This window comes from Micromonospora chalcea (assembly GCF_002926165.1).
GTDB classification, from domain to species: Bacteria; Actinomycetota; Actinomycetes; order Mycobacteriales; family Micromonosporaceae; genus Micromonospora; species Micromonospora chalcea.
The window spans coordinates 132,343-145,973 of record NZ_MAGP01000121.1 but is presented as its reverse complement, the minus strand read 5'-3'; the positions used below and the strand labels follow the sequence as shown (position 1 = coordinate 145,973).

General features: G+C 73.2%; 15 protein-coding genes. 12 read left to right on the top strand and 3 right to left on the bottom strand.

Annotation, left to right across the window (positions count from 1 at the left end; genetic code table 11):
- Positions 1-103: 103 nt before the first annotated feature.
- Both nrdR and BAW75_RS19060 read left to right on the top strand, forming a co-directional pair.
- On the top strand, positions 104-604 hold the full coding sequence (nrdR, locus tag BAW75_RS19065) for a transcriptional regulator NrdR (protein ID WP_013284751.1): 501 nt from the start codon (positions 104-106) through the stop codon (positions 602-604).
- Between the two features lie 34 nt (positions 605-638).
- Entirely contained in the window at positions 639-3,536 is a 2,898-nt protein-coding gene (locus BAW75_RS19060) for a vitamin B12-dependent ribonucleotide reductase (protein WP_104114423.1), read from the top strand.
- Between the two features lie 70 nt (positions 3,537-3,606).
- Here BAW75_RS19060 and BAW75_RS19055 read toward each other — a convergent pair whose 3' ends face one another.
- Positions 3,607-3,774 carry a DUF397 domain-containing protein gene (locus tag BAW75_RS19055; RefSeq protein ID WP_082931024.1) on the bottom strand — a complete coding sequence of 56 codons (168 nt, stop codon included), beginning with the start codon at positions 3,772-3,774 and terminating at the stop codon, positions 3,607-3,609.
- A 9-nt stretch (positions 3,775-3,783) separates the two neighbouring features.
- The gene (locus tag BAW75_RS19050) at positions 3,784-4,626 is read right to left on the bottom strand and encodes a helix-turn-helix domain-containing protein (protein ID WP_146074858.1); all 843 of its coding nucleotides are present in this window, start codon (positions 4,624-4,626) and stop codon (positions 3,784-3,786) included.
- Between the two features lie 129 nt (positions 4,627-4,755).
- Between BAW75_RS19050 and BAW75_RS19045 the strand changes: the two genes are divergently transcribed.
- The 7 genes from BAW75_RS19045 (at position 4,756) to BAW75_RS19010 (ending at position 8,170) form a co-directional block, all read left to right on the top strand.
- Positions 4,756-4,944: a hypothetical protein gene (locus tag BAW75_RS19045; RefSeq protein WP_064447123.1), complete on the top strand. Its 189-nt coding sequence runs from the start codon at positions 4,756-4,758 to the stop codon at positions 4,942-4,944.
- Complete coding sequence (locus BAW75_RS19040) at positions 4,941-5,120, top strand: hypothetical protein (protein ID WP_069089355.1); 180 nt, start codon at positions 4,941-4,943, stop codon at positions 5,118-5,120. Before BAW75_RS19045 ends, BAW75_RS19040 begins: the two co-directional genes overlap by 4 nt.
- A 211-nt stretch (positions 5,121-5,331) precedes the next feature.
- Entirely contained in the window at positions 5,332-5,511 is a 180-nt protein-coding gene (locus BAW75_RS19030) for a hypothetical protein (RefSeq protein WP_104114421.1), read from the top strand.
- Between the two features lie 49 nt (positions 5,512-5,560).
- The gene (locus tag BAW75_RS19025) at positions 5,561-6,496 is read left to right on the top strand and encodes a DUF2332 domain-containing protein (protein ID WP_104114420.1); all 936 of its coding nucleotides are present in this window, start codon (positions 5,561-5,563) and stop codon (positions 6,494-6,496) included.
- Positions 6,497-6,636: 140 nt separating this feature from the next.
- Positions 6,637-7,275: a class I SAM-dependent DNA methyltransferase gene (locus tag BAW75_RS19020; RefSeq protein WP_104114419.1), complete on the top strand. Its 639-nt coding sequence runs from the start codon at positions 6,637-6,639 to the stop codon at positions 7,273-7,275.
- A gap of 26 nt (positions 7,276-7,301) precedes the next feature.
- Positions 7,302-7,535, top strand: coding sequence for a DUF5522 domain-containing protein (locus tag BAW75_RS19015; protein ID WP_104114418.1), 234 nt, complete (start codon positions 7,302-7,304; stop codon positions 7,533-7,535).
- Between the two features lie 86 nt (positions 7,536-7,621).
- The gene (locus BAW75_RS19010; protein ID WP_064447128.1) at positions 7,622-8,170 is read left to right on the top strand and encodes a hypothetical protein; all 549 of its coding nucleotides are present in this window, start codon (positions 7,622-7,624) and stop codon (positions 8,168-8,170) included.
- Positions 8,171-8,176: 6 nt separating this feature from the next.
- Here BAW75_RS19010 and BAW75_RS19005 read toward each other — a convergent pair whose 3' ends face one another.
- Positions 8,177-8,863, bottom strand: coding sequence for an iron-dependent transcriptional repressor DtxR (locus tag BAW75_RS19005; protein ID WP_104114417.1), 687 nt, complete (start codon positions 8,861-8,863; stop codon positions 8,177-8,179).
- A gap of 98 nt (positions 8,864-8,961) precedes the next feature.
- Between BAW75_RS19005 and BAW75_RS19000 the strand changes: the two genes are divergently transcribed.
- Genes BAW75_RS19000 through BAW75_RS18990 form a run of 3 tightly spaced genes read left to right on the top strand, consistent with a single transcriptional unit; the run spans position 8,962 to position 13,628 of the window.
- Positions 8,962-9,819 (top strand): sulfurtransferase, encoded by an 858-nt coding sequence (locus BAW75_RS19000; protein WP_104114416.1) that lies wholly within the window; start codon positions 8,962-8,964, stop codon positions 9,817-9,819.
- A gap of 47 nt (positions 9,820-9,866) precedes the next feature.
- Positions 9,867-11,048 carry an acetoin utilization protein AcuC gene (locus tag BAW75_RS18995; RefSeq protein ID WP_064447130.1) on the top strand — a complete coding sequence of 394 codons (1,182 nt, stop codon included), beginning with the start codon at positions 9,867-9,869 and terminating at the stop codon, positions 11,046-11,048.
- 24 nt (positions 11,049-11,072) lie between these two features.
- A complete protein-coding gene (locus BAW75_RS18990; RefSeq protein WP_104114415.1) occupies positions 11,073-13,628 on the top strand; it encodes a bifunctional acetate--CoA ligase family protein/GNAT family N-acetyltransferase in 2,556 nt (851 codons plus the stop codon).
- Positions 13,629-13,631 lie beyond the last annotated feature (3 nt).

Below are 13,631 nucleotides of genomic sequence, written 5' to 3'. Positions count from 1 at the left end.
CACCGCGCATCCGGCGACGGTCATCGGACGATGACTCCGCCGTGCCGACGTGTGCCCGGGAGCCGGTAGGTGTGCCCGCGATCGACGCCAGGAGGTCGGGCCCATGCGCTGTCCGTACTGCCGGCACGCCGACTCCCGGGTGGTCGACTCGCGGGAGGCCGACGACGGCCAGCTCATCCGGCGGCGGCGGTCCTGCCCGGAGTGCGGCAAACGGTTCACCACCGTCGAGGAGGCGGTGCTCGCGGTGGTCAAGCGCAGCGGGGTGACCGAGCCGTTCAGCCGTACGAAGATCATCGGCGGGGTGCGCAAGGCGTGCCAGGGGCGGCCGGTCGACGACGACTCGATCGCGCTGCTGGCACAGAAGGTCGAGGAGACCGTACGGGCCAAGGGGGCGGCCGAGATCCCCAGCCACGAGGTGGGCCTGGCCATCCTCGGCCCGTTGCGCGACCTCGACGAGGTGGCCTACATGCGGTTCGCCAGCGTCTACCGGTCCTTCGACTCGCTCGCCGACTTCGAGCGGGAGATCGAGACGTTGCGGGCCGCCGCGCGCGCCCGGGAGGGCGCCGGTGCCGGTGCGGCGGACGCCGCCGGCGCGATCAGCTGACATTTTCGGGTTTCTGACAGGTACACGAGGCGCGGTGGGTGACCGTGCCGACGAGGGGGGCGAGGGCGTGACGACCAGCAGGTCACGGAACAAGGCCGGGGCGGGGCTGAAGATCGAGCGCGTCTGGACGACCGAGGGGGTGCATCCCTACGACGAGGTCACCTGGGAGCGCCGCGACGTCGTCATGACGAACTGGCGGGACGGCTCGATCAACTTCGAGCAGCGCGGGGTGGAGTTCCCCGAGTCCTGGTCGGTGAACGCGGCGAACATCGTGACCACCAAGTACTTCCGGGGCGCGGTGGGGACCCCGGAGCGGGAGTGGTCGCTGCGGCAGCTGATCGACCGGGTGGTCGACACCTACCGCACCGCCGGTGAGGAGTACGGCTACTTCGCCACCCCGGCCGACGCCGAGGTGTTCGCGCACGAGCTGACCTGGATGCTGCTGCACCAGGTGTTCAGCTTCAACTCGCCGGTGTGGTTCAACGTCGGCACGCCGTCGCCGCAGCAGGTCAGCGCCTGCTTCATCCTGTCGGTCGACGACTCGATGGACTCCATCCTCGACTGGTACAAGGAGGAGGGGCGGATCTTCCAGGGCGGCTCGGGCGCCGGGGTGAACCTGTCCCGCATCCGTTCCTCGAAGGAACTGCTCTCCTCCGGCGGCACCGCCTCCGGCCCGGTCAGCTTCATGCGCGGCGCGGACGCCTCCGCCGGCACCATCAAGTCCGGCGGCGCCACCCGGCGCGCGGCCAAGATGGTCATCCTCGACGTCGACCACCCGGACATCGAGGAGTTCGTGGCGACCAAGGCGCGCGAGGAGGACAAGATCCGCGCGCTGCGCGACGCCGGGTTCGACATGGACCTGGGCGGCGCCGACATCGTCAGCGTGCAGTACCAGAACGCCAACAACTCGGTCCGCGTCTCCGACGAGTTCATGACCGCCGTGGAGAACGGTGGCGGCTTCGACCTGCGCGGCCGGCTCGACGGGCAGACCATCGAGACGATCGACGCGAAGAAGCTGTTCCGCACCATCTCCCAGGCCGCGTGGGAGTGCGCCGACCCGGGCCTGCAGTACGACGACACCATCAACGACTGGCACACCTGCCCGGAGACCGGGCGGATCACCGCGTCGAACCCGTGCTCGGAGTACCTGCACCTGGACAACTCCTCGTGCAACCTGGCCTCGCTGAACCTGATGAAGTTCCTGCGCGCCGACGGCGGCTTCGAGGTGGAGAAGTTCGTCAAGTCGGTCGAGTTCGTCATCACCGCGATGGACATCTCGATCTGCTTCGCCGACTTCCCGACCGAGAAGATCGGTGAGACCACCCGCGCCTACCGGCAGCTCGGCATCGGGTACGCCAACCTGGGCGCGCTGCTGATGGCCTCCGGCCTGCCGTACGACTCGGAGCAGGGCCGGGAGGTGTCCGCCGCGATCACCTCGCTGATGACCGGCACCGCCTACCGCCGGTCCGCCGAGCTGGCCGGCATCGTCGGCCCGTACGACGGCTACGCCCGCAACGCCGAGCCGCACAAGCGGGTCATGCGCAAGCACGCCGCCGCCAACGACGCGATCAAGCCGACCGGCACCGTGGGCACCGCCGTGCAGCGCGAGGCGACCAAGCAGTGGACGCTGGGCAACAAGCTCGGTGACAAGCACGGCTGGCGCAACTCGCAGGCCAGCGTGCTCGCCCCGACCGGCACCATCGGCCTGATGATGGACTGCGACACCACCGGCGTCGAGCCGGACCTGGCGTTGGTGAAGTTCAAGAAGCTGGTCGGTGGCGGCTCGATGCAGATCGTCAACCAGACCGTGCCGCGCGCCCTGCGCAGCCTCGGCTACCCCGAGGAGCAGGTCGAGGCGATCGTCGAGCACATCGCCGACCACGGCCACGTGGTGGACGCCCCGGGCCTCAAGCCGGAGCACTACCCGGTCTTCGACTGCGCCATGGGCGAGCGCTCGATCGCGCCGATGGGCCACGTGCGGATGATGGCGGCCGTCCAGCCGTTCATCTCCGGCGCCATCTCCAAGACGGTCAACATGCCGGAGCAGGCCACCGTCGAGGACGTCGAGAAGATCTACTTCGAGGGCTGGAAGCTCGGCCTCAAGGCGCTGGCGATCTACCGGGACAACTGCAAGGTCGGCCAGCCGCTGTCGGCGGCGAAGAAGAACAAGAGCACCGTCGAGACCCAGGCCCCGGCCGCCGAGCCGGAGAAGGTCGTGGAGAAGGTCGTCGAGTACCGCCCGGTGCGCAAGCGGCTGCCGAAGAAGCGCCCGTCGGAGACCATCTCCTTCTCGGTCGGCGGCGCGGAGGGCTACCTCACCGCCTCGTCGTACCCGGACGACGGTCTCGGCGAGGTCTTCCTCAAGATGTCGAAGCAGGGCTCGACCCTGGCCGGCGTGATGGACGCCTTCTCGGTGGCCATCTCCATCGGTCTCCAGTACGGCGTCCCGCTGGAGACGTACGTCAGCAAGTTCACCAACATGCGCTTCGAGCCGGCCGGCATGACCGACGACCCGGACGTGCGGATGGCCGCCTCGGTGATGGACTACATCTTCCGTCGCCTGGCGCTGGACTTCCTGCCGTACGACCGCCGCGCCGAGCTGGGCATCTTCACCGCCAAGGAGCGGGCCGCCCAGCTCGCGGCCGAGGCGGAGGCGGAGGCGAGCGGTGCGGACCTCACCGCGATGGCCGCCTCCGCCCCGGTCGAGGCGCCGGAGCCGAAGACCGGCCCGGTCGCGCAGCCGGCGCTGGAGATGGCCGACGTCGCCGCGGTCAAGCCCGCTCCGGTGGTGGGTTCCAGCACGGAGCTGCTGGAGGCCGTGATCGGCAAGGCCGCCGACGCGCCGCTCTGCTTCACCTGCGGCACGAAGATGCGGCCCGCCGGTAGCTGCTACGTCTGCGAGGGCTGCGGCTCCACCAGCGGCTGCAGCTGACGACCGACCGAAGACGCGAGCGCGGCAGGGACCTCCCTGCCGCGCTCGCGCGTGCTTTGGCGAGTCGGGCTCAGCGCAGGGTGCGGAGGAACGCTTGCCACGGCTGACGCTTGAAGCGTAGAACCGCGCCGCCTGCATCCTTGCTGTCGCGGACTTCTACTGCCTGGTCGGCGTATCTCGCTTCGACGCAGGCTCCGTTGGTGCCGCTCCGGGTGCTCTTGCGCCACTGCGAGTCCACGTCCGCCTCCTACTCCACGGGCAGCGCGCCTCGGATCGCTTCGATCATTGCCGCCGAGTCGGTGGGCGACAGGGCTGCGGCGCGCAGGCTGTTGAACACCACCGTACAGCGGCGCACATCCTCGCCCTCCGCGTAGAGATCACCCGTCAGGCCCTCGATGTAGACCACGCTGGGGCCGTCAGCGAAGTTGAGGATGTGGAAGCTCGACAGCATGGAAGCGTAGGCACCTTCCCGGAACGGGATCACCTGGACCGTGACGTTCCATCGGCTGCCGGCGTCGAGCAAGGCGGTGAGCTGGTCGGCCATGACGGCTGCACCACCGATCTGGCGGTGCAGGACTGCTTCGTCCAGTACAGCTACCAGGCGGAGCTTGCCCGACGAGATCAGCTCCTGGCGGTGCGTCCGGACGGCGACTCGCCTCTCGACCGCCTCGGGTGAAGGTTCGAAGGCATCCTCCGCCATCATCGCCCGCGAGTATGCCGGTGTCTGGAGCAGGCCCGGCACGACAAGCGTCTCGAAGGTCTGCACCTCCTCGGCTGCGGATTCCAATCCGATGTACTGCCGATACGACGAGGGTAGATCCCCGTATTTCGCCCACCAGCCGCGCTGCTTCCCGGTGCGCGCCATCGACAGCAGCGTGTCGCGCAGTTCGGCATCGGTGACGCCGTAGCGATCAAGCAGCGCGTTGAGCGCAGGGCCTTTGATACCGACCCGACCGGCCTCGATGCGGCGCAGGGTGCTCGCGGTCACCTCGATTGCCGCCGCTGCTTCCTCGGTGGTGACATCGGCCTGCTCTCGCGCTTTGCGTAACTGCGCCCCGAGCTGGAAGCGAACGAAGGTCGGACTTTCCATGCCGGTGATTGTGCCGCCGGCCGGCGTGCGGTGGACACGCGACACGCCCGCACGACATGCGCGCACATCGTTGACTGACTGAAAATGCGCGCGCAAAATTACCCGCGCATGAACAAAGTAGGAGGCGGCATGCGTGCTCGTGTGTCGTACGAGGAGTACGTGTTGGCGGTCGCGCTGACCCTCGCCCGGCGGCACCGTCCGGTGTGGTCCTGGCGACGCTGGCGGTGGATCTGCCGCTGCGGTGCGGAACTGCCGTGCCGCGCACGCCATCGCATCCCGATCCGTCGCGGCCACTGGCCGGGTGAGGAGCAGACGTGACGGAGCCGCAGGTCCGGCAGATCCTGTCGGTACACGTACCCGGCGTCGACGGCTTCTGCACGGGGTGCCGGGCATGGTGGGCGCGTCTGTGCCCGTACCCCTGTCAGCAGGTCGAATGGGCGGCCCGCAGGCAGGCGCGGACCGCCACCCGGCGCTTCCTGGACGGCCTCCGGTGACCACCCACGGGCCGGTTCTTCCGGTGTGGAGCTGCGGTGGGTGTGGCGCTCCGTGGCCCTGCCCGACGCGGCGTCGCGAGCTGCGGGCCGAGTTCGCCGGAGCGCCGGTGTCGTTGAGCTTGTACATGGGGTCCTATCTGGTGTGGGCGGCGGAGGATCTGACCTGGGTACCGGCCGGGGTGTTGCATCAGCGCTTCCTCGGGTGGGTGCGATGAGTGTCATTCGGCCGGGCGACGAACGGTTCCACTACTGCGACGGCTCGCACCGGTGGGTGCCGCTCGATCCGGACTTCGACCAGGAGGTCTGGGAGGCCATGGTGCGCGAGCACCAACAGCGGCACCTGGAGGAGATCTCCCGAGGGCTTCGTCCCCGTCGGCCCGAACTTCCGTAGGTGCCCACTGTCACAGCCCATCGCGTACGCGAGCTGGAATGCTCGGGGGATGAGCACGACCGACATCTATCGGGCGTTCGCCGAGCGTGAGGCGCGCGGCGTGTCCCCGGCGTACGAGCGGTTGTCGCGGGTGGTCGCCGGTGACCCGGAGCTGCTCGCCCTGCTCGACACGCTGCCGCCGGCCAAGCGTCAGCCGAACCTGCTGTTCGGGGTGGTGCGGCTGCGCGGCGGGCCGGTGGACGACCCGGCGGCGTTCCGCGCGTACGTGATGGGGCACTGGCCGGACGTGGCGGCGCAGATGCGGGTGCGGGCGACGCAGACGAACGAGGCGGGACGCTGCGCGGCTCTGCTGCCGGTGCTCGCCGCGTTGCCGCAGCCGCTGGCGTTGCTGGAGGTCGGCGCCTCCGCCGGGCTGTGCCTCTACCCGGACCGGTACGCCTACCGCTACGGCGATCGGCGGATCGGCGACGGCGAGCCGTTGCTCGACTGTGACCTGACCGGCGCCGAGCCGCCGGAGCGGCGTCCGGAGGTGGTGTGGCGGGCCGGGCTGGACCTGAACCCGCTCTACGTCACCGACCCGGCCGACGTGGCCTGGCTGGAGGCGCTGATCTGGCCGGAGCACCGGCACCGCCGGGACCGGCTGCGCGCCGCGGCGGCTGTCGCGGCGGCCGATCCGCCACTGCTGGTACGCGGGGACCTGGTCGACGACCTGCCCGCGCTGGCGGCGCAGGCCCCGCCCGGGGCGACGCTCGTGGTGTTCCACAGTTCGGTGCTCTACCAGGTGCCGCAGCCACGGCGGGACGCGTTCACCGCGCTGGTCCGGACCCTGCCCGGCCACTGGATAGCCAACGAGGACCCGTCGGTTCTGCCCCACGCCGACCTGCCGGAGCCGCCCACCGACGGCTTCCACAACGTCCTGGCCCTCGACGGCCGTCCCGTGGCCTGGACGACAGGCCACGGCCAGTCCCTCACCTGGTTCCGCTGACCGCCCACCCCCCCCGCCCGGCCCGCCGTCCTCGTCGATCATGAAGTTGACGGCGCGACACGCCGATGCGGTGGCCGCTAACTTCATGGTCAACTAAGGCGGGCGGGGCGCGGGCGGGCGTTGAACTAGGGTCGGCGGGCGTGACCGAACCTGCCTGGCTGGTCGAGACGCGTGCCGCCTACGACGCCGTCGCCGAGGACTACGCGCGGCTGCTGCCCGATGTGGTGGAGCCACCGCTGGATCGGGCGCTGCTGGCCGCGTACGCCGAGATGGTCAGGCCCGGACGGGCGGTGCTGGAGGTGGGCTGCGGCACCGGTCGCGTCACCGCCCACCTGCACCGGCTCGCCCTCGACATCGGCGGCGTCGACCTCTCGCCCGGCATGGTGGCGGTGGCCCGGCGGACGTACCCGGATCTGCGCTTCGAGGTCGGCTCGCTGACCGAGCTGAGCGCGCCGGACAGGTCGCTGGCCGGGCTGGTCTCCTGGTACTCGCTGATCCACCTCCCGCCGGAACTGCTGCCCGAGGTGTTCGTCGGCTTCCACCGGGTGCTCGTCCCGGGTGGCCACCTGCTGCTGGCGGTGAAGGCCGGCGACCGGCTCGACCGCCGGGAGCAGGCATACGGCCAGCCCGTCGGGTACGACGTCTACTGGCTGTCGCCGCAGCGGCTGGCCGGGCAACTCGCTACGGCCGGGTTCGCGGTGACGGCGACGACGGTCCGCGCGCCGGCCGACGGCGAGCGGCAGCCCCAGGCGTTCCTGCTCGCCCGGCGTCCGGGCTGATCGGGGTCACTCCGTAGACTTCGGCGGTGCGTGACGAGCTGGCGGACCGGCCGCTTACCGAACCGCACCCGTCGCGGCTGTCGCCGGATCACCCGGGGCGGGATCGGATCCTGGCCGCGCACGCCGCCGCCCTGGCCGCCGGGGAGGCCGGCTACCTGGACCCGGAGACCGGACTGTTCGTGCTCAGTGCGGGCTTCCTGGCCCGGCGTGGTACGTGCTGCGGGCGAGGATGTCGGCACTGTCCGTACGTAACCGATTAGGGGCTTCCGTCCCCGCGCGGGCACGCCGTACGGTGTCCGACGGAACTCCGGCGGGTCGGACCCGCCGCCGACCGCGGAGGTCTCCCGTGCGTGCCCGAATCTGGCTGGCCGTGCCGGCCGTCCTGCTCGCCGCCGGCTGCGCCGAGGAGGCCCCGACGGTCGACGTGCCGACGGAGCCGCGCCCACCGGTCGCGGTCGCGGCCGCCTCCTCGGGCGGCGCCTGCCGGCTGCTCGACTTCGCGGTGATCGCCGAGCACACCGGCGGCGAGTTCGACGTGGCCGCCGCCACCGAGCGGGGCGACACGCACACGTGCGTGGTGCGCGCGGCCGGGGCGGTGCTGCCGGAGCTGACGCTGTCGGTCACCGAGACGTCGATCGACGCGGCCACGTTCACCCTCGACGTGCAGCCCAGCGGCGCCACGAAGATCACCAAGCTGGGGAAGGCCGGCTACCGGCGCACGCTGCCCAAGACCGCGAAGGCGGGCCCGGTCGCCGAGGTCGGCTGGCTGGCCACCGAGGGCCGGCTCGCCACGCTGCGCTGGACCGCTCCCACCGGCACCGCCAAGGCGGAGGCGGACAAGACGGCCGGCAAGCTGGTCACGCTGGCCAAGGTGATCGACACCCGCCAGCTCTGACCCGGGTCAGCGGGCCGCGACGAACACCCGGGACGCCACCTCGCGGGGCAGGCGGACCCGGTCGCCGGAGCGGTCGATGGAGACGCCGTCGCGTTCCTGCGCCACGGTCACCGTCGCGCCCGGGTCGACACCGGCTGCGTGCAACTGCCGGAGCACGTCCGAGTCGGTCTGCACGCTCTCGCAGATGCGGCGCACCACGACCTGGCCGGACAGGCCCGGGAAGGCCAGGTTGCGCTCGCTCTCGCCGGCCTCGACCGGCGGCTGGCCCGGGTCGCCCAGCTCCTCCAGGCCCGGGATCGGGTTGCCGTACGGCGAGCGGGTGGGGCGGTTGAGCAGGTCGAAGACCCGCTTCTCCACCGCGTCGCTCATCACGTGCTCCCACCGGCAGGCCTCTTCGTGGGCCTCCTCGTAGGGCATCCCGATCACGTTCACCAGCAGCAGCTCGGCCAGCCGGTGCTTGCGCATCACCGACACGGCGGTGGTGCGGCCCGCCGGGGTGAGGCTCAGGTGCCGGTCGCCCTCGACCGTGAGCAGGCCGTCCCGCTCCATCCGCGCGACGGTCTGGCTGACGGTCGGGCCGCTCTGCTTGAGCCGCTCGGCGATGCGGGCACGCAGCGGCGGCACACCCTCCTCCTCGAGTTCGAGGATGGTGCGCAGGTACATCTCGGTGGTGTCAACAAGGTCGTGCTTCACGTCAGCGGCCTCCCGGGCTCCGATGGTACCCGTTACCACCGACCATCGACGGCAGGCGAAGCCGGAGGTGGCGGCCCGGATGGTGTTGACTGGACCGCATGTCCGCCACCGCAGACCTGCTGGTCGAGCCCGACCGGCTCGCCGCCGAACTCGATCATGCCGCCCCGCCGACCCTGCTCGACGTCCGCTGGCGGCTCACCGGACCGCCCGGCCGCGCGGACTACGCCGCCGGCCACCTGCCCGGCGCGGTCTTCGTCGACCTGGACACCGAGCTGTGCGGGCGGCCCGGCGCCGCCGGCCGGCACCCGCTGCCGGACCCGGCGGCGTTGCAGGCCGCGCTGCGGGCGGCGGGCGTCCGCGCCGGTCACCCCGTTGTCGTGTACGACGGCGGCGACGGGATGTCCGCCGCCCGGGCCTGGTGGACGCTGCGCTGGGCGGGCCACCGGCAGGTGCGCGTGCTGCACGGCGGCTACCCGGCCTGGACGGCAGCCGGCCTGCCGGTCGACACCGGCGTACCCGCCCCGGCGCCGGGCGACGTGACGGTGACGCCGGGCGCGCTGCCGGTGCTGGACGCCGCGCGGGCCGCCCGGCTCGCCGCCGCCGAGCCCGGGGTGCTGCTCGACGTACGGGCCGCGCCGCGCTACCGGGGCGAACACGAGCCGGTCGACCCGGTCGCCGGGCACGTGCCGGGCGCGGTCAACCTGCCCGCCCCGGAGTACGTCACGCAGGGCCGGTTCCCGGACGCGGACGCGCTGCGGGAGCGGTTCGCCGCCGCCGGGGTGGACGCGGGCGCGCCGGTCGGCGCGTACTGCGGCTCCGGGGTGACCGCCGCGCAGGCCGTGCTCGCGTTGCACCTGGCCGGCCGTCCGGACGCCGCGCTGTACGTCGGCTCGTGGAGCGAGTGGGTGGCCGACCTGGACCGTCCGGTCGCCACCGGTGGCACGTCCGGCCGGTGAGCGTACGTCAGGTGGGCGCACCCGGCCCCACGTGCGACGATGGCCGCATGGCCGACGACACGGTGGTGGTGTGGGACGAGGCTCTCCTCACCTACGACATGGGCGACCATCCGCTGGACCCGGTCCGGGTCGAGCTGACCATGGCGCTCGCCCGCGAGCTGGGCGTGCTGGACCGGCCCGGCGTGCGGCTGGTCAAGCCCGAGCCGGCCGACGACGCGCTGCTCACCCGCGTCCACGATCCGGCCTATCTGGACGCGGTCCGGGCCGCGCCGCGCGACCCGCTGTTCGCCGGGTTCGGCCTGGGCACCTCGGACAATCCGGTCTTCGACGGCATGCACGAGGCGAGCGCGCTGATCGCCGGCGCCACAGTGGCCGCCGCCGAGGCGGTCTGGCGCGGCGACGCCCGCCGCGCCGTGAACGTGGCCGGCGGGCTGCACCACGCCATGCCCGCCCGCGCCGCCGGCTTCTGCGTCTACAACGACCCGGCCGTGGCCATCGCCCGCCTGCTCGACCTCGGCGCGCAGCGGATCGCGTACGTGGACGTGGACGTGCACCACGGCGACGGCGTGCAGGAGATCTTCTACCGCGACCCGCGGGTGCTCACCATCAGCCTGCACGAGACGCCGCTCGCGCTGTTCCCCGGCACCGGGTTCCCGGACGAGACCGGCGGGCCGGGCGCGGAGGGCACCGCCGTCAACGTGCCGCTGCCGCCCGGAGTCGGCGACGCCGGCTGGCAGCGCGCGTTCCACGCGGTCGTGCCGTCGGTGCTGCGCGCGTACCGGCCGCAGGTGCTCGTCACCCAGTGCGGCGCCGACGGACACCGCAAGGATCCGCTGGCCGACCTGCACCTGTCGGTGGACGGGCAGCGGGCCACCTACCGCTCGCTGCGCGCGCTCGCCGACGAGCTGTGCGACGGCCGCTGGATCGCCACCGGCGGCGGCGGGTACGCGCTGGTCGAGGTGGTGCCGAGGGCCTGGACGCACCTGCTCGCGATCGCCACCGGCGAGCCGGTCGACCCGGCCACGCTGACCCCGCCGGGCTGGCGGGACCTGGCCGCGCGGCGGCGACCCGGGCACGAGGTGCCGCTGCGGATGACCGACGACGTCGACCCGTCGTACCAGCCGTGGCAGCCCAGCGGCGAGCCGAACGCGGTGGACCGGGCCGTCGCGGCCACCCGCAAGGCCGTCTTCCCGCTGCTCGGGCTCGACCCGCACGACCCGCGCGACTGAGCCGGCGGCAGGGAGGACCGACCGGTGACCACCGTCGAACAACCGGTGGACGTGCTGCTCAGCGACGGTACGACCGTCCAGCTGCGACAGATCCGTCCCGAGGACGCGCCCGAGATCGTGGCGATGCACGGCCGCTTCTCCGAGCGCACCCGCTACCTGCGCTACTTCTCGCCGTACCCGCGTATCCCGGAACGCGACCTGAAGCGCTTCGTCAACGTCGACCACCGCGACCGGGAGGCGTTCGTGGTGCTGGCCGGCGAGCGGATCGTCGCCGTCGGCCGGTACGAGCGCCTCGGCCCCGCCTCGCCGGAGGCCGAGGTGGCGTTCGTGGTCGAGGACGCCTACCAGGGCCGGGGCATCGGCTCGGTGCTGCTGGAGCACCTGGCCGACGCGGCCGGACGCAACGGCATCGTGCACTTCGTCGCCGAGGTGCTCCCGGCCAACGGGGCGATGCTGCGGGTCTTCGCCGACTTCGGCTACCAGGTCCAGCGCCAGTACGCCGACGGCGTGGTGCACCTGACCTTCCCGATCGCGCCGACCGAGGCGACGCTCGAGGTGCAGCGCGGCCGGGAGCACCGTACCGAGGCCCGCTCGATCGCCCGGCTGCTCGCGCCACGCGGCATCGCCGTCTACGGCGCCAGCACCACCGGCCAGGGCGTCGGCGCGGCGCTGCTCGGGCACCTGCGCGACGGCGGGTTCACCGGCGCGATCGTGCCGGTGCACCCGAGCGCGGCGACGGTGGCGGGGCTGCCCGCGTACCCGTCGGCGGCCGACGCCGGCCAGGACGTCGACCTCGCCGTGGTGGCGGTCCCGCCGGACGCGGTGACCGACGTGGTCCGCGACGCGGCCCGGGCGGGCGCGCACGGCCTGGTGGTGATCTCGGCCGGGTTCGCCGAGTCCGGCCCGGCCGGCGCGGCGGCGCAGCGCGCGCTGGTCCGCGCCGCGCACCTGGCCGGCATGCGGGTGGTCGGCCCGAACTGCCTCGGCGTCGCCAACACCGACCCGGCGGTACGCCTCAACGCCACGCTCGCCCCGGTGCTGCCCGCGGCGGGCCGGGTCGGCGTGTTCAGCCAGTCCGGCGCGTTCGGGGTGGCGCTGCTGGCCGAGGCGTCCCGGCGCGGGCTCGGCCTGTCCAGCTTCGTGTCGGCCGGTAACCGGGCCGACGTGTCCGGCAACGACCTGCTGCAGTACTGGCAGGACGACCCGGCCACCGACGTCATCACGCTCTACCTGGAGACGTTCGGCAACCCGCGCAAGTTCGCCCGGCTGGCCCGGCGCATCGGCCGCAGCAAGCCGGTGGTGGCGCTCGCCTCGCTGGCCCGGCTGCCGGGCGTGGGGGAGGCGCCCGCGCTGGACGCGGCGGCGGTGAGCGCGCTGTTCGCCCAGTCCGGGGTGATCCGGGTGGACACCGTGTCCGAACTGCTCGACGTGGGTGTGCTGCTGGCCCACCAGCCGCTGCCCGCCGGGCGGCGGGTCGCGGTCGTGGGCAACTCCTCGGCGCTGACCGGGCTGGCCGCCACCGCCTGCGCCGCTCAGGGACTGACGGTCGCCGACGGGTACCCGCGGGACGTCGGGCCGAGCGCCGGGGCCGCCGCGTACGCCGCCGCGCTCGGTGACACGGTCGCCGACGAGCGGGTCGACGCCGTGGTGGCGGTGTTCGCGCCGCCGCTGCCGGGCCAGCTCGCCGACCCGGTGGCCGACTTCGCCTCGGCGCTGCCCGACGCGCGGGTCACCGGCAAGCCGGTGGTGGCGACGTTCCTCGCCGGGCTGGTGCCGGCCGGGGTGCCGGCGTACCCGAGCGTGGAGGAGGCGGTACGCGCGCTGGGCCGGGTGACCGCGTACGCGGACTGGCTGCGCCGGCCCGCCGGGGTGCTGCCGGAACTGGCCGACGTGGACCGCACGGCGGGGCACGCCGCGCTGCGGCCCGACGGAGCCGACGCGGCGGCGTTGCTGCGCGCGTACGGCATCGACGTGGTGGAGTCGGTCCCGGCGACCACGACGGAGGAGGCGCTGGCCGCCGCCGAGCGGCTCGGCTGGCCGGTGGCGCTCAAGGCCGCCGCCCCCGGGCTGCGGCACCGCCTCGACCTCGGCGCGGTACGCCTCGACCTGGCCGACGCCGCCGCGCTGCGCCGCGCGTACGCCGAGATGGCCCCGATGTTCGGCGCGGAGGTCCTGGTCCAGCCGATGGTCGCGCCCGGCGTGGCGTGCGTGGTGGAGCTGGTGGAGGATCCGGCGTTCGGGCCGGTGGTCGGGTTCGGGCTCGGCGGCGTGGCGACCGAGCTGCTCGGCGACCGGGCCTGGCGCGCGGTGCCGCTGACCGACCGGGACGCCGCCGAACTGGTCGACGAGCCCCGGGCCGCGCCGCTGCTGCGCGGGCACCGGGGCGCCGCGCCGGTGGACCGGGCGGCGCTGGTCGACCTGCTGGTGCGGGTCGGGCGGCTCGCCGACGAGCAGCCCCGGGTGCGGTCGCTCACGCTGAATCCGGTGCTGGCCCGGCCGGACGGCATCTCGGTGCTGCACGCCACCGTGCGCACCGGCGCGGAGGTCGCGCGCCCCGACACCGGCCCCCGCCGCTTGTAGACC